The sequence below is a fragment of the Floridaenema flaviceps BLCC-F50 genome, from assembly GCF_041929275.2.
GTDB classification, from domain to species: domain Bacteria; phylum Cyanobacteriota; class Cyanobacteriia; order Cyanobacteriales; family Aerosakkonemataceae; genus Floridanema; species Floridanema flaviceps.
In genome coordinates this window covers 409,559-435,691 of the sequence record NZ_JBHFNR020000003.1, presented here as the reverse complement: position 1 = coordinate 435,691, position 26,133 = coordinate 409,559, and the positions used below count along the sequence as shown (strand labels likewise).

Sequence of the window (26,133 nt, the reverse complement as noted above, 5' to 3'; positions counted from 1 at the left end):
ATTAAAAACTCTGTACCTTATTGAGTTGTCCAGCGTAGCACTCAACTTTGGGTTGCCATATTTTTTGATTACTTGAATTGGTTAATATAAACCACTCCAATGCTTTTTTAGAAAGATGAAAAAACAGATTATTTACTTAGTTTGAAAAATGTTTTGTACCATTTTTTTATCTGTACTAGCAGCAGCTTTGTCAAGTTCTGCAACTTCATTAGCATCAAGTTGCCAACCCAAAGCCCCAAGATTATCCTTTGCTTGTTCCACAGATTTTGCCCCAGGAATGGGAATAGTCCCTTTACAGATACACCAATTAAGTGCTATTTGTGACATCGTTTTATTTCTGTTTTCAGCCATCTCTTTTAAACAACTTAAAAGCGGTTGAATTCCTGGTAATATTTGACTAAAAGCTAACCTGCGAATTCCTTTAGGTAAAGCCGTTTTTTCGGAATATTTCCCGGTCAATAAACCCAAAGCTAAAGGGCTGTAAGCAATTAATTTAATACCCAACTCATCACAAACATCTTTTAACCCCAATTCAGTAATAGGATAAGTTGATAATAATGAATATTGCACTTGTAAACTAGTAATTGTCACACCTCGATCGGCAAAATTTTGATGCACCTTTTTTAATCGTTTCGAGCCATAATTAGATAAGCCAACTCCTTTAACTAATCCTTGTTCATAAAGGTCAGCTAAACCATCCAAAAGCGCCCATTCTTGCCAAGGAAAATAATTAGCTGTAGACCAGTGCATTTGCACTAAATCTATATTTCTTCCTAACCGTTTTGCCGAAGCTTTACCAGCATTAACCATTGATTGACGAGTTAATCTCCAAGGATAAGCAGCTAACTTAGTAGCAATGCAAATACTTTCTTGATTGATGCCAGAATATTCCTGGGAAAACTTTCCCAAAAGTGTCTCACTGCGACCATTTAATTTTCCAGTTCCGTAAGAATCTCCGGTATCAAATAAAGTCACGCCGTTACTAACACAAAGGTTAAAAACTTCTTGCAATTGAGCATCCATGCTAGGATCGTATCCCCAAAGTAGGCGGTTTCCCCACGCCCAAGTTCCACAGCCCATAATCGGAAGACTCAGTTTTTGATTTTGCATATTGACTCACTATTGCACTTATTCAAAATTTAACTGCGATCGCTACTATATTAGAAAAGGTTGCCCAACTAAACTGATAAATTTAAAAAGAGGTAATATCTGTGGTTACTGAAGCTAATCTGCAAAAGGCGATCGAACAACATCAACAGCAAGAAGAAGCAACCTTTCAATGGACAAAGCAGTGGTATCCAGTAGCGGTAGTAGAATTTCTCGACCCCACTCGCCCCCATGCAATGCAATTATTGGGCAAAGATGTAGTTTTATGGCGAGATGGCGCAGGTAAATGGCGTTGCTTTGCAGATGCTTGTCCCCATCGACTCGCGCCACTTTCTGAAGGTCGCGTTGAGTCTGATGGTACGCTGTTATGTGCATACCACGCTTGGCGTTTTGATTCAGAGGGAAAGTGTGTCAGCATCCCTCAATCTAAAGACAAGGAAACTGAAGCGAAACATTGCACAAATCCTCGGTCTTGTGCGATCGCCTATCCCACCCAAGAACTTCAAGGTTTATTATGGGTATGGGCAGAATCAGGTTCGCAAGCCGAAGTAGAAAGTCAACAGAGAAATCCGCGAATCATTCCCGAACTGGAAGAGAATAGCGATCGGGCAAAACAGCTATTTTGGAATATCCGTGACCTCCCTTACGGTTGGGATTTCTTCATAGAAAATGTTTCAGATCCCGCCCATGTTCCTGTTTCCCATCACGGCATAGTAGGAAATCGCTACACAGATGCTAAATATTATGACATGATTCGTGTTCGGGAAATGTCCACCCAGGAAGGTTTTGCTTATGAAATAACACCAACTTCACCCAATGTTGCCCAAGCAATTCATGATTTTCAACCACCTTCTCACATGAAAATTGTTTCCACTGACACTGATGGTGGACAATTAATTTTAGCGTTATATGCCACTCCAACTCGTCCCGGATGGTGTCGTCATATCGGCTGTCAGGTATTAGTAAAAAATCAGGCGGGAAAGAAAAGCCAAGGTTTAGGAATTTTTGGTTTACCAATGCCAAATTGGTTAGGTCATGTGTTATCTTCCCTATTTTTGCATCAAGATATGGTGTTTCTCCATTATCAGGAAAAGATCTTAGCAAAACAGCAAAAAGAGCGATGGTTGGATGCTGTTTTTACACCCAATCCCCAAGATAAAATGGTAATTGCCTTTCGTCAATGGTGGGAAAAAAGGGCTGGTGGTGCTATTCCTTGGGCAGAAGGATGCAATGCCGAACTCCCACCCCCAGAACGAGATAAACAAAAATTATTTGATGTTTGGACAACCCACACTCAAAACTGTCGAGTTTGTCAAGATGCTTTAAAAAATATTAATCGTCTAAAAGTGTTGGCATATATCTTAGCAGCAATTTCATTGTTTTTAGCTGTAATGATTGATGCCAGAAATTTGGCAATTTCCGGGGAAAATTTCTTACCTCCTTTAGGATTTTGGTTGGCTCTGGGAACTGGAATTGTTTTAGCAATAGGTGGATACTTGCTGCAAAAATTGAGTCGGCTGTTTTATGTTTATGAGTTTGAACACGCTCATAATGATTAATTGGTTTAACTTTTCAACTCTTTTCCTATACCTGTGAACTACTATCAAAAACATCCCAATGCTTTCTCACTGAATTACCTCAACGACTTGCGAGGAGAAATTCTCGCTTGTCCTTATTTCGCCGTCAACAACCTCAACCGTGATTTCGTTGGTACTAAAGGGTTTTCAGTGGTGTTTCATCGTTCAGAAATTGCCGAAGTTGAACGAAAATTTCCCTTTTTTAAACCTTATTTAGACCGAGCGTTAGAGCCTGTTTGTAATGCTTTTTACCTGAATCCTTTGCTACTTCAGGAAGGTTCGCGTGTCGATCCGCATATCGATCGCTCTCTCCGATCGTACTGCAAAACCATTGAACCGCCAATGTGTGTCAGCGTACTTTACGTGCAAGTACCAGAAAATTTGCAAGGAGGAGAACTAGTCCTACGAAATCATAAACAACAAGTCGGACAAATTAAACCCCAAGTTAACACATTAGTTTATTTTCAAGGAGATTTAACCCATTCTGTAAATGCGGTAAAAACCTCTGGAACTCGTTTAAGTTTGGTTTGTGAGCAATATAGTTTGAGTGAAAAAGAATTGCGAGACATTCCTGAATTTACAGTAGAATCAAGAGCAATGAAAGTGAAAAAGAAGTAATCAACAAATAACGCTAAAATTTAGTCATAGTCGCAATAATACAAAACCCAAAGGGCAAAATAAATAGTTAGATAATTCTAGTCAAGCTCAGTCTGTTGTTTTTAAATCGGATAGAGCTAAACAGATAACTTAAAACCGTTCTGTTGGAGGATTAAAATTGGCGACAGCAGCAGAATACGAAAGTATGATTACATCACTGCAATGGGATGGGTTAAGAACGCTATGGGACAACATCGAGAATCGCAACACCCCAGAATGGGAACCGGGCAAAGCGTTTGAGTATCTCGTTATACGAGCATTTCAACTTGATGGTGCAGCGGTAAGATGGCCTTACAGAGTGAAGCTTTTTAGGGAAGAAGTTGAACAAATTGATGGTGTTGTCCATTGTTCTGGACTTTCTTGTTTAGTTGAAAGCAAAGACTTTGCAGACGAAACAAAAGTTAATATCGATCCTATTGCTAAACTCCGCAATCAACTTTTACGTCGTCCCGCAGGTACAGTTGGATTAGTTTTCAGTCGAACTGGGTTCCACCGATCCAGCACGTTACCTTTCATACTTTTCGTTACCTCAACCAATTTTGCTGTGGAATGGAGAAGAAATAAAATATGCTTTAGACAATGAAATAATCTGTGAATTATTAACCCTAAAATATCGTCAATGTGTAGAAGATGGATTAACTGACTACGATGTTAGAGAGAGAGATATCCCATGATTGCTTACATTGTTTGTGAAGGGCCTTTCGATGCAGAATTACTTAAAACTGTACTGCCCGAAAAATTACTCAATGATGTACCAGTGGTTTCGGCTGGTGGACTATCTGCTGTTAAGTCACTTGCGCGATCTCTAGTGGTGCGTCGGCAAGTACCAGTTATCATTGTAGTTAATGCAGATTCAGTAGTACCAGAGTTAGTTAAAGAACGCCTCAAAGATATTGAGGAAATAGTTGAAAGCGTAGCTATCAACACACCAATTAAAGTAGTGCTTGCGGTGCCTGAAATGGAAACTATATTTTTTCAAGATGCCATCTTTCTTTCACGGCTACTAGGATACAGCCCTCCTCAAAATTTACTTGATTTAGCAGTTTTTAAACCTAAAGAAGCTTTAGGTCAATTGCTTTCTGAATCAGAACCAAACAATCATATATCCCCATTAGAAATTATGGCTCGATTATCTAATGAAGATATTGATATTTTACGCAAAGCTCCGTTTATTCAAGAAATAATTAATTTTCTTGAATTTGTACGTGAAACAGCAAAAGTTCCATCTTGACAATGCACCAACCTAATAACACCTATGTAGTTATTCAGCCATTTTAGCTAAGGGAGGGCGATCGCACTTAATTGTTCAGTTCTGTTTACCAAATGCTAGTAGAACTGAGAATCATTAAATATCAAAAGCCTGACAAAGTTTTTCAACAGATTTCATCGGTAGATAAAGTTTCATTGGTTCTTGTTTGAACGGTTGAAAACCATATTTTTGATAGAAATTTGTAGCTCTCTCATTTATGGCTTCTGCTATTACAGCTAAAGATGCCACTTGTGCAGTTGCCAAGAGTGCTTTTTTTAGGGCATCTATGAGAACTAACTCACCTAAATGTTTACTTTGCTGAGTGCGATCGACAGCCAAACGACCAAGCAAAGTAGCAGGAAGCAACGGATAACGAGGCAAATTTTTAGCGAAAGATTCGCTCAGTTCTGCTAATGCGATCGTGTAGGAAGAAAGAGTGTAATAAGCAATAACATCCGTATTCGGAGAATCAACTAAAACAAATACCATTGCCACTCGCTTTTTGAGATCCTGAGAAGCTTGCTTACGGATGTAATTATCAAGGGTTTCTTCCCCACAAGAGAAACTTGAGCGATTATGTTTGCGGCTATCAAGTAGTTCGATCGTTAGTGCCATTTTCCATCACTTGTTTATAACGCAAAGCCGCAGTTTTCAGTGCTTCATTAGGCGACGGAGGATTCAGCAAAGCATTTACAAAAGCTTCGCTATCTTCCAAGTTAAGCTTGAGAGTTTGGTGCTGTTCAATCACTTTAGAAGCTGCTGCTTGAACGCTGGCGATGACAAAATCTGTCAAAGTAAGTCCTTCTAAATCAGCCGCTTTTTGCCAAATAGCTTTGATTTCTGGGCTGACACGCGCCTCTAATCTGGCTGATGGTTGCGATCGGCTGGCTCTTGGCATGGCGAACTAATGGTGGTAGTTTTCTTTATTATACGGCATTTTGCCGTATTAGAAAATTTCATCTTAATATCATGACCTGCTACCCGAAGTAAATTGACTAAATATTTTGCCTGTGAATCTTCATCAAGAAGCAATTATAGGCTCAAGTGAGACTCCTTTTTCTTCCAAGCGGTAGCGTTCTTCGTCGGACTCTAACTTAATTAATGCTTGGTGACTTTCACAATAACGAATCACTTCGTAAATAGCAGGTAGGGGTAAGTCCCAATTTTCGGCGGTTTGTTCTTTCGACATCTGATTAACGATCGCATCTTGCCAAACAGTTGAAGCTAGAAGTTTGCGCCCTTTAATATAAAGTTGCCGTCGCCAGGGATGAGGACGTGCTACCAAATATTGCCAATCTTCCTCCTGTGCAGAAATTTGCAAAGATTGAATTATAGCGCTGACAAGTGTGAGGCGATCGTTCGCTGATAGCTTGAAAGCCTGTTCTATGAGTTCTTGTACAGACATAGGAATATTCCTGCAAATGCTAATGTTTAAATTTTAGTATGTGCGATCGCTTGACGCAAAGTAACATATACGTTACTATTAAGTTTATTATGGAAGTTCAAGAATATCTTAGCTAAAATGTTTCAAGTCCTTATCAAGAATGCCTACTATGACATTCACTAAAGATTTCAAAGAAACGGTTAACGCCAGAATTCAGCGAGATTCTGCATTTGCAACAGTCTTGCTTGATGAAGCGATTTACCTTTTTCTCAATGGTGAACCAGAAACAGCAAGACTTATACTAAGAGAGCTTGTAAATGCAACTGTAGGATTTGAAGAACTGGCGATTAAAACTTCTATCCCAAGCAAAAGTCTTCACCGGATGCTCTCTGCAAAAGGTAATCCTACGATGGACAATCTAACTACTATATTTGATGTCCTTCGTAAAACGCTAAATGTAGATTTCAAAGTTGAGACAGTTGCTAGAGTATAAAAACCTTGTTACCGAGTAATCAATCTATTGTACTGTTTCACAAGAGAATCAGTCATTACAAAAAGATTTTGATTTTCTGCCTAACAAACCCTAACATAAATATGCGTTTAAGGATGTGAAAAAATGTCACTTGCACCAGTTGAAGAAAAGATGTGGGAAAAATCTCCCTCAAAAAGTCGCGCTAAAATGTCTGATGTCGAGATTAACGAGAAGTATGAATCAGGAGAGAAGAGAATACTTACAGAAATCAACCGGGAAAAGCTTCCAAGTTTTGTGGAAGCGTTATTAAAAAATCCTAAGTATATGAATTTGCAGCCATTTTACCAGAGAAGGGCGCGTTGGGATATTAAAATGCAGTCACGACTCATCGAGTCGTTTATCATTAACATTCCTGTTCCGCCTATTATTCTTTATGAGATTGATTATAATACTTATGAAGTAATGGATGGTCAACAGAGAATCACTGCTATTCGCGATTTTTATACAAATAAATTTGCGTTGACTGGACTTGAACTTTGGCCAGAACTAAATCGGCATAAATACGAACAACTTCCTGCCAAGATTCGGTCAGGTCTTGATCGTCGTTCTATATCATCTATAGTAATTATCAGAGAATCAACTTTTGACCCTGAAGAGGCTCTATTTCTAAAACAAAAGACCTTCGAGCGTCTTAATACTGGTGGAGTGGATTTAAGTCAACAAGAAGTGCGACATTGTTTGTATTATGGAAAATTCGATTTACTGTTGCTAGAATTATCCCGCTATTCCATATTTGCTGAGGTTTGGGGAATTCCTACCGACGATAACAATTCAGACTTATCAACAAATACTCTTTATAAAAAGATGGAAGATGCTGAGTTGGTTCTCCGTTTTTTTGCTTTGCGGAATGTAGAGCATTTCCGTAATGGTATGAAGGGATTTCTTGACTTGTACATGATGAAAAGCTTGGAATTTTCTGAGCAAGACATCAAATTTTTGAAAGAGCTTTTTTTACAAACTATCAATCTAGCTCACCAAATTTATGAGGAAAACTTGTTTAAACCATTTGTGCCAGAGTCTAGAACTTGGCATAAAGATTCTCATAAAGCTTATTATGATGCTGTTATGGTTGGGTTTAGCAGACATTTGCATGAAGCAGAAATATTAATTGCTCGAAAATCGAGAGTAATTGAAGAGACAAAGAAACTCTTTGAGAAAAAAGAATCGCGTCTTTTAACAGGTGAGGGTAGAACTAAGGCTGATATCCAGGATCGAATTAGGATATTTGACGAAATGCTCTCGCAAGTTATTGAGGAGTAACTTGCAATGTTTGATGAGCTTCTCCAAACAGTAAATGTGAATATTTGCACTGTAAGAAAAATTATTCAAACTAACGATAAGCTTAGAGGAATTTTATTTGCAGAGCGAAGCGCAACACAAGAGGAATCAGAGGAAAATACCGAACTTACTAAATTACTAGAAGATATACCTAGTAAACGGGAGTGGCGAGTTTACGATCACTGTGCTGCGATAACTAGATTGTACGCAATTTATGAGGGATTTGTTGAGGAATTAATCACTAGTTGGGTACAAAGTCTGCCAGAAAATTTTCCGGTTTATTCAGATCTGGACGACAAAATCAGAGATACGCATCAGATAGGTGTAGGAAAATTGCTACTTGAACTAAAGAAAAAAAAGAATAGGTTTCAACACCTTTCTGTAGAGAAACTTATTCGAGGTTTATTGCATGGCGTTACTGATGAAGAAAAATACGAGTTAGTTTCAGATGCCTTTCTCTTACACGAACAGAATCTACGGAAGGAAGCAATAGAACAATTGTTCTCTGGTGCTGGAATTCCGAATACTTGGGTTTGGGTGGAAAACCATAGAGCTATCAAGCATTTCGTTGAAAATGTTCGAGCAAGAGAAAACACAGCAGAAGGAGAGCTTGAACAACTGATTCAGTATCGAAATGAGGCTGCCCATAGAGCTATTATAGATGAAACTTTGGGAGGGACAAAGCTACTAGATTTGTGTAACTTTGTAGAGGCTTTGTGTAAAGCATTGGCTGAATTGGTAACTTATAAAATTATTGAGCGGAAGGTTTTAACAGGGAGAGCTAGAGAAGTTGGAAACATTAGACATTGGTTAGATAATACTAGGGTTGCTAGAGCAAGAATTAAGGAAACAAATTTATGTGTCGGGACAAGAATATTTTTACTTAAGGAGACTTCATCATATTGCTGCTTGTCTAAAATTGAGAGTATTAGAATTAACGAAATTCCGAAGGATGAGGTGGTAATAACAGAGGAGCAAGATGTGCATTTGCAACTTGATATATGTGATGCAAAAAAAGGGTTGAGCCTCTATGTAGTTGAATAAAAAAATGAATCAAAGTAAATCTTGTAACGGGATGTAGATCCCACCCTTTTCCTCCCTTTCTAATTCGGTATGAATTTGGTATAACTAAATTACCAACAATCTGTAGAACTGTTAGTTGAGTATTGGCTGAACAAACAAAGCTCAATAAATAAGGAATAAAAATGACTGAAATAACCCCTAATTCAGAGCAATTCAAGAGGGAGAAGAAACTGAAATTGTTAGCACAGAAGCTATTTTCAAGATTGTTTAGCCAAGGGAGATCGATCGTACTGTTGCAGCAAATCAGCTGGATCGTTGTAAATTGCGATCGCACCAGATAATTCCTCATCACTAAAACCACCAGTGCGAAAAGCAATCACTCCAACACCCGCTTTTCCAGCAGATTCAATATCGTAGGGAGTATCAGCTAACATTACCGCTTTATCAGGTTCTAAATCAGCTTTTTGCAAAGCAACTTCCACAATATCTGGTGCAGGTTTTGAGTTTTCCGCATCGTTAGAAGTTGTATGTTCAGGAATTAAATCTTCTACACGAGCAATTTTTAACAAAATATCCATTTCTTGTGAAGTAGCTGAACTAGCAATAATTAAATGTAGCCCATCATCTTTCATTTTTTGCACCAATTCTCGCGAACCATCGGTAGCAACTAACTCAGAAGAAAATTTATTAATAATCAATTCCTTGCGGCGATCGGAAATTTGTTTGCCAACTCCCTCCTCGCTATCGAGTTCTGACACCAACTTGGGAATTAATTGATCGCCACCCATACCAATTAAAGGGCGCACTTCCTCAAAATTTATTTCATAACCGTAGTCAGCAAATGCTTCTACCCAAGCTTGTGCGTGAGCATCATTGCTTAAAACCAGAGTACCATCTACGTCTAAAATTACACCCTCTAAAGGCATGATCTTCTCCTACAGCTTAATTACTTGATGTTGTCTTAGAAAGCGGCAAAGTTCATCTGTCTTTAAGAAGAGGAGAAAATAGCAGATAGCTGGAAAAAAGGTATTTTTTACAGATGAGTGTAGTAGCGGATAATACAAATAGAAATCTGCCCTTAGATGACGTATTTATTGGTTACAACTACCTCTTAGTAAGAGGTATAGAACATCATCGCTTGTTTAGACTGGCTTTAGTTCCCATCAGGAGTTCAGTTAAAAAAATTAATGATTTGGAATCAACGGCGGGTGCAGTCGAAACAGCCCGCAAACCTTGGTCTTTTGCTAGCGCAACCCAAAGAGCCAACCACAACAGCGAAAATTGGGTTACAACCATTAGGATTAGATAGCGATCGCGACGGGTTTCTCTACGTACCAACCAGTTATCGCGCCTCGCATCCCGCCCCATTGGTATTAATGCTACATGGTGCTGGGGGAAAAGCACAATATGGCATAGCTCCATTTCAGCCTTTTGCTGATGCTGCGGGCTTAGTTTTATTGGCAGTAGACTCCCGGCTACAGACTTGGGATGTGATTATGAGCAGATATGGCTCAGATATTCAATTTATCGATCGCGCCTTGGCATATACATTCGATCGCTGTGCGATCGACCCTACTCGCATTGCTATTGAAGGCTTTTCTGATGGTGCTTCTTATGCACTTTCGGTAGGAATTAGCAATGGTAATTTATTTTCCCACATCATTGCCTTTTCACCAGGTTTTATGGCACCTGCTGCTCAAAATGGTTCACCAAATATTTTTATCTCGCATGGCAAACGAGATAATGTTTTACTCATTGAAAGATGCAGTCGTAAGATTGTTCCTCAGTTACAACAAGCAGATTATCAGGTGTTATATCGAGAGTTTGATGATGGTCATATTATCCCAGAACCAATCATTCGTGAAGCTCTCAAATGGTTCATGAAAACAGCATCCTTTTAAGAATTAAACAATTGAACTATGCGTAAATCAAGTTTGAAAGCAGCCAATCTCGCCCAAGCTAATCTTAGTCAGGCTGAACTTTTTGAAGCTGATTTGAGTCAAGCTGATTTAGAAGCAGCAGATTTAAGTGGAGCAGATTTAGCGATCGCCAACTTAAATCAAGCTAATCTAAATCAAGCAGCTTTAGAAAGAGCAAATCTCAGAGGAGCTAACATTAAAGATGCCATTTTAGACGGCACAATTTTGGAAGGTGGCGATAGCAGTTTAGCAACTTAAACAAATTTGTTCGCCAAAATCATCCAAACCAAAAAGCCTCCTTTCAAATTAAATTTAAAAGGAGGCTTTGATATCATTTCCGGTTGATTATCCATAATGTAGAGACGTTATACTCAGATCTTGCAGCAGGGGAGGTAGAACCTCCTTTGTCCTCGTTCCCAGGTTCAACCAGGGAACGAAAAATGGAGGCTCTGCTCAGGAGTGCAAGATATGAGTTTGGGATTGATGGCACGATCGCAGTAAGTTCCGCTGATGCAGAATCGCTGATACTTTAAACTAATCGCCAAACCTACGGCACAATATAGGGAAGTCAACAATGGAGTATTTATGGCTAAGAAAGGTAAAAAGCACGATCTCCAATGGATTAAACAAACGCTCGAGTTAAAAGAAGACCACAACTGGAAATCAACCCCAGGAACTCGCATCTTTGTTGCCGGAAGAGGGGCGTTGCGCTTCGATGTTCCCGAAGATTGGCATTTTGAACCAGATACAAAATCATTTCGATTTTTAGACAAAAAGCCACCAAATGATGATTGTCGTTTAGAAGCTTCTTTTAATCTACTACCCCAAGGCGATTGGTCAGATTTTCCCTTAGTTCATTTATTAAAGCAGATAGTTCGCGATGATGAACGTAATCCGATCGCACAAGGAGAAATTATCCAATTCAAACGCCAAACCGCCCGTGTCGTTTGGACAGAAATTAAATTTATTGACCCCAACGAAAACCGCGAAGCATTTTCCCGAATTTGCATTGGTTTAGGTTCTGGAGTTCAATGCTTAATTACCTTCGACTTTTGGGCCGAGCAAGCAGAAAAGCTAATTCCCGTATGGGATACTGTGATGAATTCCTTAGTTCTCGGTTTGTATATCCGCGATCCTCGCACAGGTTTTGCCTTACCTGATTAGTTAAATATAAAAGTTTAGTAAAAGCTAGGTTGATTTGTTTGTTTTCATTTTTGCCTAGCGCATTTTTCAATGATTTTCAAAGGGGAAAATCAAATGATTATGCAAGCTGAAGAAAAAAAATATTACACAACTGAAGAATACCTCGATTTTGAAGTATCTAATTAGTGGTGCGTTAGTGCAAACGTAACGCACCACTAATTATTACTTGAAGGTGCGTTACGGCTACGCCTAACGCACCCTACAATTTTTGTTAAAGTTGGTTGAAGAGAGGGAATTATATGATTAAGGCTGAAGAGAAAAAATATTACACTAATACAGTATGCACATTGAATATTTTAAAAGCGATCGCAAAACCAGGATATTTTCCGAATATGACGAGCTAAATGAAACAATATCGTTAAATTCCCTTTCCTTAGAAATAACTTTAGCAGATATTTCTGATAAAGTTGAGTTTGAAGTAATAGAAACCAGCGAGAATTAAGAGCATTTTTCACCGTAGATAAACGCAAATATTTAACTGTTATAGCTGCCAACGTCTAGCAACTAGAATAAGACAACGATCGCCAACAAAAAGATAAGGTGCAAAGCCACAATTAGAATCGTCATCGTCTTCCATCTTGTAAAACATAATCTCTTCTCCCAACCAAGGTTTTATTAATTTATAATAAAGTAAAGATTGGCAGGTTTCAATCCTTCTATGCAGACACCCCAAACTGAACCAACAATGGAAAGCTCGATCTTAAACCTTTATGAAACTGACTTTTACGCCTGGACGCAGGAACAAGCAAAATTTCTCAAATTTCAGCAATGGAATCAGCTTGACTTGCCTAATTTAATAGAGGAGATTGAATCTTTGGGAAAACAACAGCGTGCAGAACTGAGAAATCGATTAAAGGTTTTAATTGGACATCTGTTAAAATGGGAATTTCAGTCAGAACGACGAAGCCGTAGTTGGTTAATGACAATTCGCATCCAGCGCCGCGATACTCAAGAATTACTGCAAGAAAATCCTAGTCTGAAACCTTATCTGCAAGAAACATTGCAAAAAATATATGAGAGTGGTAGAGATCTGGCTGTCGGAGAAACAAACTTGCCACTCAAAAGTTTTCCTGAAAATTGCCCGTATACGTTAGAAGAAATTTTTAGCGATCGCTTTTATCCTGGTGAACTTGCGGCGGATGACTTAATGGAATAATGGCGAAGGATGTCGGTTACAAGTTGCTACAAATGTTATCCAAATCTCTTTGATGAACCTTTTGATAGATTAGATTAGCGATCGATCTGTTTGTTTGCCATGAAAATGACTCAATAAATCAGATTAAGCTGGGGCTGATTTTCACCAGGAAAGTAAGAATCAAGCCAATAAGGAAACAATTGATAAATTACGGCAGTTTGGCTTAAGTGACGAACAAATTGCAACAGCGTTAAACTTACCATTAGAGGTGGTTAAGCAAGTGAATGATGAATAAATCTGTTATAAACTTTTTATGCAAACACCAAAACTTCTATAGATCCCCGACTTCTTGAAGAAGTCGGGGATCTAGGCCCACAATAGAGTAAAATTCCTTTACATACCGCCATTTGCTAACCAATCAACCTCATGTTTTGCGACTACCTCCAACTTATTCTCACCGCCCGTGTCTACGATGTTGCCCAAGAAACTCCTTTAGAACAAGCCCCAAATCTCTCAAAAAGACTAAACAATAAAATCCTGCTAAAGCGGGAAGATATGCAGTCTGTCTTCTCCTTTAAATTGCGGGGTGCTTATAACAAAATGGCACAATTACCGCCAGATATTTTAGCCCAAGGGGTAATTGCGGCATCTGCGGGAAATCATGCTCAAGGTGTTGCCCTTGGTGCTAGTAAATTGGGAACAAAAGCGATTATTGTTATGCCAGTAACTACGCCGCAAGTAAAAGTTGATGCGGTGAAAGCTAGAGGCGGAGAAGTTGTTTTGTATGGTGATACTTTTGATGAAGCTTGTTGTTATGCGCGTCAATTAGAAATAGAAAAAGGGTTAACTTTTATTCATCCTTTTGACGATCCTCATGTGATTGCTGGACAGGGTACGATCGGCATGGAAATTCTGCGACAATATCAAAAACCAATTCATGCTATTTTTGTGGCAATTGGTGGTGGTGGTTTAATCTCCGGTATTGGCGCTTATGTAAAACGCATTCGTCCAGATATTAAACTTATTGGTGTAGAACCTGTGGATGCTGATGCCATGTATCAGTCTTTGAAAGCAGGAGAAAGGGTAAATTTATCGCAGGTAGGTTTATTTGCTGATGGTGTAGCAGTGCGACAAGTGGGAGAGGAAACTTTTCGCCTGTGTCAGGAATATTTGGATGATATTATTTTGGTGAATACTGATGATACTTGTGCAGCAATTAAAGATGTTTTTGAGGATACGCGATCGATCTTAGAACCAGCTGGTGCATTAGCGATCGCAGGTGCTAAAGCTTACGTGGAAAGAGAACAAATTACAGGGCAAACTTTAGTTGCCGTCGCTTGTGGTGCTAATATGAACTTCGATCGTCTACGTTTCGTTGCCGAACGAGCAGAATTAGGCGAACATCGCGAAGCTATTTTTGCCGTCACAATTCCCGAAACTCCAGGTAGTCTCCGCAAATTCTGCGAATGTATGGGAAGACGCAGTTTAACTGAATTTAACTATCGCATTGCTGATGAAAAAATTGCCCATATTTTCGTCGGCGTGCAAGTAGAAAATCGTGCCGATGCTGCCAAAATGGTAGAAACTTTTGAAGCTCATGGATTGAAAACAATTGATTTATCAGATGATGAATTAACCAAACTACATTTGCGTCACATGGTTGGCGGACGTTCTCCACTTGCACATAATGAATTGCTTTATCGTTTTGAATTTCCTGAACGTCCCGGCGCATTAATGAAATTTGTCGGTTCTATGAGCCCAAACTGGAATATTAGCTTATTTCATTACCGCAATAATGGCTCAGATTACGGCAGAATTGTCGTTGGAATGCAAGTTCCCCCGCAAGAAATGGCAGAGTGGCAAGCATTTCTTGATACCTTGGGATATCGCTATTGGGATGAAAGTCAAAATCCAGCTTATAAGTTGTTTTTAGGGTAGGACAGTCACCCTGCTTCCTTCTAACATCTAATTCAAGGTTGTTTATCTGGATTAGGTGGTAGTTGTAAATCAAACGATTTTAGATTTTGGATTGAATAATTTTTCAATCCAAAATTGGCAATCCGAAATCTAAAATTTCCCAAGGTAGGGTTTGAACGTATAGAACAATGCCAGTTAAAGCTAAATTGCCAGCCGAAGAAAAAATTTTTGATTAGACCAATGCAAACATTTCAATCGCTTAATAAATTGAGTCATTTACTATATTTGTAAAATGTTTATGTGCTTAATTTTAGCAGTTGATTTATTTTTTTGCTTAAACAGGCAATTAGTTTTATTTATATTTTTATAGGATTAAATTTATTTAAATTATTTACATTCAGTTATATAGTTTCTATTTTTACTGTGCTACAGATGATTGACACGGAGACCGGAGAAGCCGGGATGCGGAGATTGATTTGTAGCAAAGATTGAAGTGTTTGATATTAGTCTTAAATCTATAATTTATGTGAAGATGTAAATTTTTGTATCAATATTAAAAAAATATAATGATTAGGAATTAAGCTTTGAGTGCGAAGGCATTGTATGAAAAAACTGATTATTATAAGCGGTACTTGCCACTCTCAATATTGTCTTACTCTCCCATTTTCAGTTGACTATTGATTCACTCGTTATAAACTATTGTGGAGTTTTGCAATGGAGCGTAATTTTTGGCAGAAAAGGCGAGTATTGCTAACAGGACATACAGGTTTTAAGGGTAGTTGGCTATCACTCTGGCTTCAATTTCTGGGTGTTGAGTTACTTGGGTATGCTTTGCATCCACCTACGAATCCGAGTTTATTTGAAGTCGCCCGCGTAGCAGAAGGAATGACATCTGCGATCGGGGATATAACTGATTACGAGCATTTACGAAAAGCGATCGCCGATTTTCGGCCTGAAATTATTATTCACATGGCAGCGCAAACCGTTGTGCATACATCATATTTAGATCCGGTGAGTAACTACAACACAAATGTCATGGGAACTGTCCATCTTTTCGAGGCAATTCGCCATGTAGGTGGTGTGAAAGCTGTCGTTAATGTCACTTCAGATAAGTGCTACGAAAATCGAGAATGGGTTTGGGGTTATCGCGAAAACGATCCTTTAGGTGGATACGATCCCTACAGCAGCAGTAAAGCTTGTGCAGAAATAGTGACAGCAGCGTACCGTAACTCATTCTTCAATGTCAGTAATTATGCGGAGCATGGTACTGCGATCGCAACTGCCCGTGCTGGTAACGTCATAGGCGGAGGAGATTGGACAGCTAACGGTTTGATTGCAGATATTGTGCGATCCTTTCTGGAACAGAAAAAGATTCTCATCCGCAATCCCTACGCGACTCGTCCCTGGCAGCACGTTCTCGATGCGCTGAATGGCTATCTAACATTAGCAGAACATTTATACAACAAGGGACCTGCATTTGCGGAAGCTTGGAATTTTGGGCCTAACGAATCGGACATTAAACCAGTCGATTGGATCGTGGAGAAAATGCTGAGTTTGTGGGGAGAAGGAGTTACCTGGGAAAAAGATCAAACTTGTCAGTTTCACGAGAGTAATTCCTTAAGCTTAAGTTGCTCAAAAGCTCACCTCAAATTGGGATGGACACCCAAAATGTCTTTGGAAGACGCTTTGACTCAAATTATCACCTGGACTAAAGGCTACCAGACTGGAGCCGACATGAGGGCGATGACAATAGATGCAATTTCTCAGTACATGAATTTGAGTTGATTGACATAAATAAGCGACCGTAAAATTCTTTTTTAAAAGGTATAATATGACACAGCAAGTTAAGAATAAAGAGACAGTAAGCTCTTCGGCAGTTCAAGCTCCGCGCTGCCAGTTTTGTGGAACAGCTTTAAATCACACATTAGTCGATCTAGGTATGTCTCCTTTGTGTGAGAGTTTTCTCAATTTTGAACAGCTTAATCGCATGGAAGCGTTTTACCCGCTTCATGTTCGAGTATGTGAAAATTGCTTTTTAGTTCAGTTGGAAGCTTATGTTAGCCCAGAGCATATTTTTACGGAATACGCATATTTTTCATCTTATGCAGATACATGGTTACAGCATTGTAAGGCTTATACCGAACAAGTAGTTGAGCGATTCGGGCTAAATGAAAAAAGCCAGGTAGTAGAACTTGCCAGTAATGACGGGTATCTGTTGCAATATTTCGTTGAGAAAAACATTCCGGTTTTGGGAGTGGAACCTGCAACAAATATTGCTAAAGTGGCGATCGCCAAAGGCATTCCCACCATCAACGAATTTTTTGGGCGCGACTGTGCGCGTAAGTTAGTAGAACAGGGAAAGCAAGCAGATCTCATTGCTGCCAACAATGTGTTAGCCCATATTCCTGACATTAATGACTTTGTTGGTGGCATCAAAATTTTATTGAAACCCCAAGGTGTGGCAACTGGAGAAATTCAACACTTGATGCGGTTGATGGAATCTAACCAGTTTGATACTATTTATCACGAACATTTTTGCTATCACACCTTTACCACCCTAGAAAAGATTTTTGCTGCTCACGGTTTAACCTTGTTTGATGTGGAAGAATTGCCAACTCACGGTGGTTCGCTGCGGATTTATGCTCGTCATGAAGATGATACAACAAAACCAATTAGCGATCGCGCGATCGATCTCAAAAACCGCGAACAAGCAGCAGGATTCACTTCCATTGAGCGTTACACTAACTTTGAAGAACAGGTAAGAGAAACCAAGCGCAAGCTACTCGACTTCTTGATTAAAGTGAAGCGCGAAGGCAAAACTGTTGTGGGTTATGGTGCTCCTGGCAAAGGCAATACTTTACTCAATTATTGCGGTATTCGCACCGACTTTCTCGATTACACGGTCGATCGCAACCCTTACAAACACGGGAAATTCTTACCCGGAACGCACATTCCTATCCATCCCCCCGACAAAATCCGAGAAACAAAACCTGATTATGTACTGATTCTTCCCTGGAACTTCCAGGATGAAATCATGACCCAAATGAGTTTTATCCGTGACTGGGGCGGACAGTTTGTAGTACCAATTCCTGAAGTAAAAGTGTATTCCTAAAATGCGATTTATTCCCACCTCGTTAATGGGTGCTTACATTATTGAACCAGAGAAACTGGAGGACGATCGCGGTTTCTTCGCTCGTGTCTGGTGTCAAAAAGAGTTTGCTGAACATAATCTCGATCCAAACATAGTCCAGAGCAGCATCTCTTTTAACAAGAAAAAGGGAACTCTGCGAGGAATGCACTTACAACTTCCCCCCTTTGCCGAGACAAAGCTAGTTCGTTGTACTCAAGGAGCAATTTATGATGTAATAGTCGATCTTCGTCCCGATTCAGAAACCTACTTAAACTGGACAGCAGTAGAATTAACAGCTGAAAACCGAAAATCTTTGTATGTTCCTAAAGGATTTGCACACGGATTTCAAACGTTAGAAGATAACACAGAAATTTTGTATCAAATGTCTGAGTTTTATAGCTCAGAATCAGCTAGAGGGTTTCGCTGGAACGATCCGATTTTCAAAATTGATTGGCGAGAAGAAGTAACTGTGATTTCCGATCGCGATCGTACTTATCCAGACTACACCCCCGAAGTCTTGTCAAAATTACAGAGTTTCTCAATTTGATTCCCCAATTTTCAAATCATCTTTTTTAAAAATTCATAGCTGCTCTGGATAAACAATATGATCGTTGATTTAGAAGCGTGTAATTTTCAACAGCAGGGCTTTAGAGATGTACCGCCTCATCTCGGAACTGTATCCCATCTGTCGCAGTATTACGGGTGACGGTGTACGCAAAACTCTGCATATTTTACAGCAGTTAATTCCCTTAGAAATTCACGAAGTTTCTACAGGAACCAAAGTTTTTGATTGGACAGTACCTAAAGAATGGAATGTTCGAGATGCTTATGTAAAAAATAGCAAAGGAGAAAAAGTAATTGATTTTCAGGCATCTAATCTGCATCTGTTGAATTACAGTGTTCCCATTCACAAAACCATGCCTTTATCTGAGTTAAAGGAGCATTTGTTTACACTGCCAGAACACCCAGATTTGATTCCTTATCGTACTTCATACTATAAGGAAAACTGGGGATTTTGCCTGAGCTATAATGTTCTACAAAAGCTAGAAGAAGATGAATATGAGGTATACATCGACTCTTCCCTAGAAAATGGAAATCTCACCTACGGCGAGTATTATTTACCTGGAGAAACAGAGGAAGAGGTGTTATTTTCCTGCCATGTTTGTCATCCTTCCCTTTGCAATGACAACCTCTCAGGTATTGCTTTAGCAACGTTTTTAGTCAAACATCTCAGTTCACAATTAAGACGATATTCTTACCGATTTCTGTTTATTCCTGGTACAATAGGCTCAATTACATGGCTGGCCTTAAATGAAACCAAAACCGATCGCATTAAACATGGTTTAGTGATATCGGGAGTAGGAGATGCGGGAAAGATGACTTATAAAAAGAGTCGTCGTGGAGATGCAGAAATCGATCGAGCCGTTATTCATGTTCTCAAACATAAAGGAGAGGAATATGCGATCGAAGAATTTTCCCCCTATGGCTACGACGAGCGCCAATATTGTTCACCTGGGTTTAATTTACCAGTTGGTCGCTTAACTCGAACCCCTTTCGGTCAGTACCCTGAATACCATACATCAGCTGATAATTTAGACTTTGTTAAACCGGAAAGTTTAGCAAATTCATCGATGACTTATTTAGCAGTCATTGATGTTTTAGAGAACAACAGAATATATATCAACACAAATCCTAAATGTGAACCTCAGCTAGGTAAACGAGGATTGTACGGAAGTTTAGGAGGTGAGCAAGATAAAAAAATGAGTGAAATGGCGATGTTGTGGGTACTCAATTTATCCGATCGCACTCATAGTTTATTAGATATCGCAAATCGCTCTGGAATCAGTTTTCAGGTAATTAAAAGATCTGCGATCGCCCTGTTACAAGCAGGACTATTGAGAGAATCCTCAGAAGTTATTAGAAACGATCTGAGGGCAGGAAATGCTATGAGTTTGATTGCCTAAAGTTTTAGATCTCTTCTCCAACCATCTACCATCTATTTCAAGGAGATTTAGTATGAAAGTTGTTTTATTTTGTGGTGGTTTAGGTACACGCTTAAGAGAACATTCCGAAACTGTTCCCAAACCAATGGTTGAAATTGGTTATCGTCCAATCATCTGGCATTTAATGAGATATTACGCTCACTTTGGACACAAAGATTTTATTCTTTGTCTTGGCTATAAAGGAGACTATATCAAGAATTACTTCCTCAAGTATAACGAGTGTTTGTCTAATAACTTTACCCTATCTCAAGGGGGTAAAAATGTTCATTTGCATACTAGTGACATCGAAGATTGGAATATCACCTTCATTGACACCGGAGTAAATTCCAACATAGGGCAGCGATTGGTTGCTGTGAAACCTTACTTAGAAGGAGAAGAGGTTTTTCTGGCTAACTATGCTGATGGACTCAGCGACCTTGACCTTAATATGTATCTTGACCACTTTTACAAGCAAGATAAAATTGCCAGTTTTCTAGCTGTACAACCTTCCCAATCATTCCATGTTATTTCATTAAATGGAGATGCACTGGTAGAAAATATTAAGTCTGCCAATAGTTCAGATTTATGGATCAATGGTGGTTTCTTTGCTCTCAAGCAAGAGGTATTTGATTACATTCAGGATGGAGAAGAACTAGTTCTTGAACCATTCCAACGCCTAATACAAAAAAAAGAACTCGTAGCATATAGAAATCCCGGCTTTTGGGCTTGTATGGACACGCTCAAAGAAAAAATGATGTTTGATGAAATGTATGCTAAAGGTAGAACCCCTTGGGCTGTTTGGGAATCTTCCCCCAAGTTTGAAAAGAATAATAAACGAGTGAATGCTCAAATTTTCAACAATAGCCGAGAGCTACATAGCACAGCTAAATCGCTTGCAAGTTGAGTTGAAACTATGAGAGATTCTCACCTTGAGAATCTCTCAATCTAAATAGAATTACTGTAGGTGAAATTAGAAACTTAATTCAGAAGCTACCATGCTTAAGCTAACTCCCAATTATCAAGGGGAAAATTCACTCCGCCAAGTTTTATGTCTGGGTGCTCATAGCGATGACATTGAAATAGGCTGCGGTGGTACTATCCTAAAACTTATTGAAACATTTCCAGATATAAGCTTCTACTGGGTTGTTTTTACAGCGATCGGCGAGAGAAAAGAAGAAGCACTAGCAAGTGCCAATACCTTTTTAAAGGGAGTCAAGCAGAAGAATATATTAGTCAAAGAATTTAGAGAGCGTTTTTTTCCCTACATTGGAGCAGAAATTAAAGAGTTTTTCGATCGCTTAAGCAAGGAGGTATCTCCTGATTTAATTTTTACCCATTACCGCAACGATTTGCATCAAGACCATCGCGTAGTTTCTGAATTAACCTGGAATGCTTTTCGTAATCATTTGATTTTGGAGTATGAGATTCCCAAATATGATGGAGATTTAGGGAACCCTAACTTTTTCGTTCATCTAAGTGAATCAATCAAACAAAGAAAGATAGCTTATTTGATGGAACACTTCGCGACTCAAGCCAATAGAAACTGGTTTACTGAAGAGACATTTTCTTCTATTATCAGATTGCGCGGGATTGAATCTAATGCACCAGAGAAGTACGCAGAGGCTTTTTATTGCCGAAAAGCAGTCTTGGCTTAATCTCTTGCTAATCTTGTGTAAGATGAACTATCGAAAGTTTTTGAGAGATTTTGGACACTTTACATAGCAAAGATTTTGCCGAATTGTAAGAGATAAATAAAATAGGGTGGAAAATATGAAATTAGCTTATGTGACCGTTTATAATGCTGAAGATCCTTCTGCTTATGATGGTCGATCTTATCGGCAACCTCTGTCTCTTAAAGAGCAAAATATAGATGTTAATTATATTGGCTCTTTAAAGGTTCCTAAAATATATATACCTCTGATCAAACTGAAATATCGTTTTTATCAGAATCAATACCGCTTCAAAGTTTATGATCCTATACTGGAACCTTTTGTGCTTAAAAGCTTTGCTCGGCAAATCTCAAGCCGTTTATCCAAACTCAATGATATTGATGTTGTAATGAGCGGAGAAGGTAAGTATCTCCAGCCAGTTGCTTATCTCGACTGCAACCAACCGATCGTAACCTGGACGGATGCTCCTCTTGTCTCAGCCCTAGATTTTTATCCGGGGTTTGGTAGACATGAAGTTGCCCCAGAGTGTTTAAAGGGAGGAATTGCGAATGACAAAGATGCTCTCAATAGAGCGAGCCTCGCAATCTATGGATCGGAGTGGGCTGCTCAAATCGCTATTTCCCATTATCAACTTAATCCTACTAAAGTAAAAGTTGTTCCCCTGGGTCCCAACATTCCATCCAACTATAATTCGACAGATATTCAAGCAGTAATAGAATCTAGACCATCCGATCTTTGTAAATTATTCTTCTTAGGGGGCGACTGGTATCGTAAAGGAGGTGATAAGGCAGTTCAGGTAGCTTACAATTTAAATCAGGCTGGTCTAAAAACGGAATTGACAGTAGTTGGCTGTTCCCCTCAATTAGATAATCGGTTTGCTTCCTATGTTAAGTGCTTAGGCTATATCAGCAATGCGTCTCAAGCCGGAATTAAACAACTCCAAGCGTTACTAACCCAATCCCATTTTTTGCTCCTGCCAACTTTAGCAGATGCCTGCCCTCACGTTGTTGCTGAGGCAAACAGTTTTGGTGTACCTAGTCTGACAACGGATGTAGGTGGACTGCCAACCTTAGTTCTAGATGATCTAAATGGCAAGAAGTTCTCAAAAAATGCCAGTGCTGAAGAGTATTCTACTTATATCTTGGATTTATTTTCTGATTACTCTCGCTATAAAGATCTGGCACGCTCCTCGTTTCATGAGTATGAAACTCGTCTTAGCTGGAAGGTAATTGGACGAACCGTTAAAAAGTTATTAACAGAGGCGATCGATCGCTGATTGTTGGCATGAAATTACGGCAGCTATTAGTTTGATCTCAATTCATTTTGTAAAAGTTCAGGGTAGAGAGGTATTTACCATGCCAAGAGTTAGCATAATACTCCTAAATTACAACTATGCTAAATATCTAGATGAGCGGATTCAAAGTCTACTAAATCAAACTTACAAAGATTTTGAATTAATCATTCTAGATAATGGTTCAACCGATAACAGTGTGGAAATTATTAGCAAATATACTGCGGATTCCCGAATCAAAACCCATTTTTATCCCCAAAACAATCCTTTCTTTTATACAGTGTTTAATGATGGTATAAAATTAGCTCAAGGTGAATATTTAAATATTGTTTGTTCAGATGATAGCTGTCATCCAACTTTGTTAGAAAAATTAGTTAAAATCCTAGATGAGCATCCTTCTGTTGGGTTGGCTTATGCACAATCTTGGGAAGTGGATGAGCAAGGGAACCGATTGCGTTCATTGGAAGAATGGACGAGTTATTTAAACAAGACGCGATGGGATCAAGATTTTATAGATACTGGGAAAAACGAATGCCAATACTTATTTTATACCTGTACGATTACTAATATAGGCGCAGCGTTAATACGTCGGAAAGTTGTTATTGACGCTGGAATGTTTGATGAACAGATGCCCTTTTCAGCAGATTGGCTATTCTATGCCAAAATAATGATGATTTCTGATATTGCGTACCTAGCTGAACACTTGAATTATCATAGAACACACCCACAAACAATGAGAAAAAACAACAAGAAGGATGCTTTTCTAGAGGAGAAGATGCAAACATTAAGTTATCTTGCTAAAAACGTAGAGCCTCCAGAAAATTTTTTAAAAGAAGTTTATATTCCAGCAGTGGGTTCGTGGATGAGGTTGATGGTATTTGAAGGAATACCACTCAGCCGGAATTTAAGAATTTACAAATTGTTTAAAGATATAAATCCAAACATAAATTACTTTTTGGTAAAGAACATCCTTGATGTGTTTAAACGAAAAGTGGGTCTTTCGGGATGAAGGTGAAAAAAATGGATGATTTGAGCGAATGAAAAACCTGCACCAAGGTGCAAAATGCAACTTGGTAACAGGACAAACGCAAATTGACACTTCAAACGCTACCTATAAATCTCGCTGAGCAATGCTCCAACAAGTAAAGGTTATGCGTAGTTATGCGTACCAAGTATGAATTATACAAATTGATAACAAACAAAGGATAGGAAAAAGTCTGTCTTTATCAACTTTTTATACTAGGAAGAAAACTGTGTTAATTACGTGAAGTTAGGGCAGTAATTTCACAAACATCCATCTAAATTATCTGTATTTTTTTATACAGATTATCCCTATCTTCAAAAGATCTAGAACTTTGGGTTCTAAATAATGAGAAAATACTAGGATGGCCGATCGTATAATTGTCTATTAAGGTATCATGGCTCAAATTCAGTTTTCTAGAGGCATCAATGAAGAGGTTATTCCCGATGTACGGATTACCCGATCGCGGGATGGGAGTAATGGCACAGCGACATTCTATTTTGAGAAACCGAAAGCACTCAGCAGTACTAGTACAGACGAAATTACTGGAATGTATTTAGTTGATGAAGAAGGCGAATTAGTAACAAGGGAAGTAAAAGCTAAGTTTATTAACGGTCAACCTGAAGCATTAGAAGCACTTTACATTATTAGATCTGCTGAACAGTGGGAGCGGTTTAAACGGTTTATGGAGCGGTATGCTGAAGAACATGGTTTAGCTTTGAACAAGCCAAAAGAATGAAATAAATAAACTGGAGGATGAGGTAAATTTTACTACTTCATCCTTCTTTTACTTCAGTAAATTTATGAGCAATTTACCACATCCCGACAAATCTAAACTCATAGTTAATTGTGCAGTAATTACAGTTAGCGATACTCGTACTGAAGAAACCGATCGCAGCGGAAATTTAATTAAAAATTTATTACTAAATGCTGGTCATATAGTAGGAGCTTACGCTATCGTCAAAGATGAACCAGTGCAAATTGGAGAGCAAATGCAGGTTTTGAGTCAACGCTCAGATTTGCAAGCTTTGATTTTTAATGGTGGTACTGGGATTGCGCCAAGGGATACGACTTATGACGCGATCGAACAGTTACTCGAAAAAACTTTGCCCGGTTTTGGAGAGTTGTTTCGCTTTTTGAGTTATCAGGAAATTGGATCGAGGGCGATCGCATCTAGAGCAGTAGCGGGGATTTACCAAAGCAAATTAATCTTTTCTATTCCTGGTTCTAGTAATGCTGTAAAACTCGCAATGGAAAAATTAATTTTGCCAGAACTGGTGCATTTAGTAACTCAAATTAACCCTAACCTTGCCAAAAGTTGACCGATATTAGTCAAAATAGTAGCAATGAAACCAAAGAAAAAGCAGAGAAATAAATTTAGGTTTGGGTTGCGGTTTTTGGGTAAGCGATCGCTACTCATCAGTTTATTTGGAATCTGCTTAATTTTAGGAATTTGTTTACTATATAATAGCGCTATTTTATACGCATCCTCCCAAAAACCTGTAGGTGCTATTTTAGTGTTAGGAGGAAGTATAACCAGAGAAATTCACGTTACTGAAATAGCTAAACAATCACCCGAAATACCAATTTTAATCTCTCACGGTTCCTTAGCTCCTTGTATTTTACTCATATTTCAAAGAGCCGCTGCTCCCATAGATAAGGTTTGGCTAGAAAACTGTGCCAATTCCACTTTTGGAAACTTCTATTTTAGTTTACCAATTCTCAAACAATGGCAAGTCAAAAAAGTTAAAGTAGTTACTTCAGCAACCCATTTACCAAGAGCAATTTGGTTAGGGCAAATTATGTTAGGTTCTCACGGAATTTGGGTAGAATTAGAAGTAGCAGCAGAAACTAAAGGTGTTCCCGCCAATCGCGAATCATTTTTTGTGACTACAGCAGATGTAATTCGCGGGTTAATTTGGGCTGTTGTCAGCCAATTTTATGAACCAAAATGTACTGATTTAATCCCGCTTTCCCAAGTTGATTTAACTGTTTGGAAAATGAAAGGGTTTAAATGTGAAAGACAAGCTAATTTAGGTTATTAACTAGGATAAATGA

General features: G+C 38.8%; 29 protein-coding genes. 24 read left to right on the top strand and 5 right to left on the bottom strand.

Annotated elements, in window-relative coordinates; all coding sequences use genetic code 11:
• Positions 1 to 132: 132 nt before the first annotated feature.
• Positions 133 to 1,110: an aldo/keto reductase gene (locus ACE1CI_RS31120; RefSeq protein ID WP_413267619.1), complete on the bottom strand. Its 978-nt coding sequence runs from the start codon at positions 1,108 to 1,110 to the stop codon at positions 133 to 135.
• A gap of 101 nt (positions 1,111 to 1,211) precedes the next feature.
• Here ACE1CI_RS31120 and ACE1CI_RS31115 point away from each other — a divergent pair, with 101 nt between their 5' ends.
• The 4 genes from ACE1CI_RS31115 (at position 1,212) to ACE1CI_RS31100 (ending at position 4,572) form a co-directional block, all read left to right on the top strand.
• Positions 1,212 to 2,666 carry an aromatic ring-hydroxylating dioxygenase subunit alpha gene (locus ACE1CI_RS31115; protein ID WP_413267618.1) on the top strand — a complete coding sequence of 485 codons (1,455 nt, stop codon included), beginning with the start codon at positions 1,212 to 1,214 and terminating at the stop codon, positions 2,664 to 2,666.
• Positions 2,667 to 2,699: 33 nt separating this feature from the next.
• Positions 2,700 to 3,302, top strand: coding sequence for a 2OG-Fe(II) oxygenase (locus ACE1CI_RS31110; protein WP_413267617.1), 603 nt, complete (start codon positions 2,700 to 2,702; stop codon positions 3,300 to 3,302).
• Between the two features lie 157 nt (positions 3,303 to 3,459).
• Complete coding sequence (locus tag ACE1CI_RS31105) at positions 3,460 to 3,924, top strand: hypothetical protein (protein ID WP_496615943.1); 465 nt, start codon at positions 3,460 to 3,462, stop codon at positions 3,922 to 3,924.
• An 87-nt stretch (positions 3,925 to 4,011) separates the two neighbouring features.
• A complete protein-coding gene (locus ACE1CI_RS31100) occupies positions 4,012 to 4,572 on the top strand; it encodes a hypothetical protein (protein WP_413267615.1) in 561 nt (186 codons plus the stop codon).
• A gap of 114 nt (positions 4,573 to 4,686) precedes the next feature.
• On the opposite strand, the gene ACE1CI_RS31095 is transcribed toward ACE1CI_RS31100, so the two are convergent.
• From ACE1CI_RS31095 to ACE1CI_RS31085, 3 genes are all read right to left on the bottom strand, one after another.
• Positions 4,687 to 5,205 (bottom strand): GNAT family N-acetyltransferase, encoded by a 519-nt coding sequence (locus tag ACE1CI_RS31095; RefSeq protein ID WP_413267614.1) that lies wholly within the window; start codon positions 5,203 to 5,205, stop codon positions 4,687 to 4,689.
• A complete protein-coding gene (locus tag ACE1CI_RS31090) occupies positions 5,180 to 5,488 on the bottom strand; it encodes a type II toxin-antitoxin system TacA family antitoxin (protein WP_413267613.1) in 309 nt (102 codons plus the stop codon). Before ACE1CI_RS31090 ends, ACE1CI_RS31095 begins: the two co-directional genes overlap by 26 nt.
• Positions 5,489 to 5,611: 123 nt before the next feature.
• On the bottom strand, positions 5,612 to 5,995 hold the full coding sequence (locus ACE1CI_RS31085; protein ID WP_496615942.1) for a hypothetical protein: 384 nt from the start codon (positions 5,993 to 5,995) through the stop codon (positions 5,612 to 5,614).
• Between the two features lie 148 nt (positions 5,996 to 6,143).
• Here ACE1CI_RS31085 and ACE1CI_RS31080 point away from each other — a divergent pair, with 148 nt between their 5' ends.
• The 3 genes from ACE1CI_RS31080 to ACE1CI_RS31070 all read left to right on the top strand — a co-directional run bounded on the left by ACE1CI_RS31080 (position 6,144) and on the right by ACE1CI_RS31070 (position 8,828).
• On the top strand, positions 6,144 to 6,467 hold the full coding sequence (locus tag ACE1CI_RS31080) for a helix-turn-helix domain-containing transcriptional regulator (RefSeq protein ID WP_413267611.1): 324 nt from the start codon (positions 6,144 to 6,146) through the stop codon (positions 6,465 to 6,467).
• A 123-nt stretch (positions 6,468 to 6,590) separates the two neighbouring features.
• Complete coding sequence (locus tag ACE1CI_RS31075; protein ID WP_496615941.1) at positions 6,591 to 7,766, top strand: GmrSD restriction endonuclease domain-containing protein; 1,176 nt, start codon at positions 6,591 to 6,593, stop codon at positions 7,764 to 7,766.
• Positions 7,767 to 7,772: 6 nt separating this feature from the next.
• Entirely contained in the window at positions 7,773 to 8,828 is a 1,056-nt protein-coding gene (locus ACE1CI_RS31070) for an MAE_28990/MAE_18760 family HEPN-like nuclease (RefSeq protein ID WP_413267609.1), read from the top strand.
• 236 nt (positions 8,829 to 9,064) lie between these two features.
• Here ACE1CI_RS31070 and ACE1CI_RS31065 read toward each other — a convergent pair whose 3' ends face one another.
• Entirely contained in the window at positions 9,065 to 9,733 is a 669-nt protein-coding gene (locus tag ACE1CI_RS31065) for an HAD family hydrolase (protein ID WP_413267608.1), read from the bottom strand.
• 261 nt (positions 9,734 to 9,994) lie between these two features.
• On the opposite strand from ACE1CI_RS31065, the gene ACE1CI_RS31060 reads away from it, so the two are divergent.
• From ACE1CI_RS31060 to ACE1CI_RS30980, 17 genes are all read left to right on the top strand, one after another.
• A complete protein-coding gene (locus tag ACE1CI_RS31060; protein ID WP_496615940.1) occupies positions 9,995 to 10,708 on the top strand; it encodes an alpha/beta hydrolase in 714 nt (237 codons plus the stop codon).
• Positions 10,709 to 10,726: 18 nt separating this feature from the next.
• Complete coding sequence (locus ACE1CI_RS31055) at positions 10,727 to 10,984, top strand: pentapeptide repeat-containing protein (RefSeq protein WP_413267606.1); 258 nt, start codon at positions 10,727 to 10,729, stop codon at positions 10,982 to 10,984.
• A gap of 327 nt (positions 10,985 to 11,311) precedes the next feature.
• Entirely contained in the window at positions 11,312 to 11,890 is a 579-nt protein-coding gene (locus ACE1CI_RS31050) for an Alr1449 family protein (RefSeq protein ID WP_413267605.1), read from the top strand.
• A gap of 319 nt (positions 11,891 to 12,209) precedes the next feature.
• The gene (locus ACE1CI_RS31045) at positions 12,210 to 12,371 is read left to right on the top strand and encodes a hypothetical protein (protein WP_413267604.1); all 162 of its coding nucleotides are present in this window, start codon (positions 12,210 to 12,212) and stop codon (positions 12,369 to 12,371) included.
• 216 nt (positions 12,372 to 12,587) lie between these two features.
• Positions 12,588 to 13,085, top strand: a complete 498-nt coding sequence (locus ACE1CI_RS31040; protein ID WP_459564151.1) for a DUF29 domain-containing protein — start codon at positions 12,588 to 12,590, stop codon at positions 13,083 to 13,085.
• Positions 13,086 to 13,490: 405 nt separating this feature from the next.
• Entirely contained in the window at positions 13,491 to 15,002 is a 1,512-nt protein-coding gene (gene ilvA / locus ACE1CI_RS31035) for a threonine ammonia-lyase, biosynthetic (RefSeq protein ID WP_413267602.1), read from the top strand.
• Between the two features lie 693 nt (positions 15,003 to 15,695).
• Positions 15,696 to 16,766 (top strand): CDP-glucose 4,6-dehydratase, encoded by a 1,071-nt coding sequence (gene rfbG / locus ACE1CI_RS31030; protein WP_413267601.1) that lies wholly within the window; start codon positions 15,696 to 15,698, stop codon positions 16,764 to 16,766.
• A 46-nt stretch (positions 16,767 to 16,812) separates the two neighbouring features.
• Positions 16,813 to 18,093: a methyltransferase domain-containing protein gene (locus ACE1CI_RS31025; RefSeq protein WP_413267600.1), complete on the top strand. Its 1,281-nt coding sequence runs from the start codon at positions 16,813 to 16,815 to the stop codon at positions 18,091 to 18,093.
• A gap of 1 nt (position 18,094) precedes the next feature.
• Positions 18,095 to 18,658, top strand: coding sequence for a dTDP-4-dehydrorhamnose 3,5-epimerase (gene rfbC, locus ACE1CI_RS31020; protein WP_413267599.1), 564 nt, complete (start codon positions 18,095 to 18,097; stop codon positions 18,656 to 18,658).
• 106 nt (positions 18,659 to 18,764) lie between these two features.
• Positions 18,765 to 20,075, top strand: a complete 1,311-nt coding sequence (locus ACE1CI_RS31015; protein WP_496615939.1) for a DUF4910 domain-containing protein — start codon at positions 18,765 to 18,767, stop codon at positions 20,073 to 20,075.
• A gap of 52 nt (positions 20,076 to 20,127) precedes the next feature.
• Entirely contained in the window at positions 20,128 to 20,997 is an 870-nt protein-coding gene (locus ACE1CI_RS31010; RefSeq protein ID WP_413267597.1) for a glucose-1-phosphate cytidylyltransferase, read from the top strand.
• Between the two features lie 91 nt (positions 20,998 to 21,088).
• Positions 21,089 to 21,748 carry a PIG-L deacetylase family protein gene (locus tag ACE1CI_RS31005; RefSeq protein WP_413267596.1) on the top strand — a complete coding sequence of 220 codons (660 nt, stop codon included), beginning with the start codon at positions 21,089 to 21,091 and terminating at the stop codon, positions 21,746 to 21,748.
• Between the two features lie 115 nt (positions 21,749 to 21,863).
• Positions 21,864 to 23,039: a glycosyltransferase family 4 protein gene (locus tag ACE1CI_RS31000; protein WP_413267595.1), complete on the top strand. Its 1,176-nt coding sequence runs from the start codon at positions 21,864 to 21,866 to the stop codon at positions 23,037 to 23,039.
• Between the two features lie 79 nt (positions 23,040 to 23,118).
• Positions 23,119 to 24,063: a glycosyltransferase family 2 protein gene (locus ACE1CI_RS30995; protein ID WP_413267594.1), complete on the top strand. Its 945-nt coding sequence runs from the start codon at positions 23,119 to 23,121 to the stop codon at positions 24,061 to 24,063.
• Positions 24,064 to 24,472: 409 nt separating this feature from the next.
• Positions 24,473 to 24,814, top strand: a complete 342-nt coding sequence (gene psb28 / locus ACE1CI_RS30990; protein WP_413267593.1) for a photosystem II reaction center protein Psb28 — start codon at positions 24,473 to 24,475, stop codon at positions 24,812 to 24,814.
• Between the two features lie 64 nt (positions 24,815 to 24,878).
• Positions 24,879 to 25,397, top strand: a complete 519-nt coding sequence (locus ACE1CI_RS30985; RefSeq protein ID WP_413267592.1) for a MogA/MoaB family molybdenum cofactor biosynthesis protein — start codon at positions 24,879 to 24,881, stop codon at positions 25,395 to 25,397.
• Between the two features lie 24 nt (positions 25,398 to 25,421).
• Positions 25,422 to 26,120 (top strand): YdcF family protein, encoded by a 699-nt coding sequence (locus ACE1CI_RS30980; RefSeq protein ID WP_413267591.1) that lies wholly within the window; start codon positions 25,422 to 25,424, stop codon positions 26,118 to 26,120.
• The last annotated feature ends 13 nt before the right edge of the window (positions 26,121 to 26,133 follow it).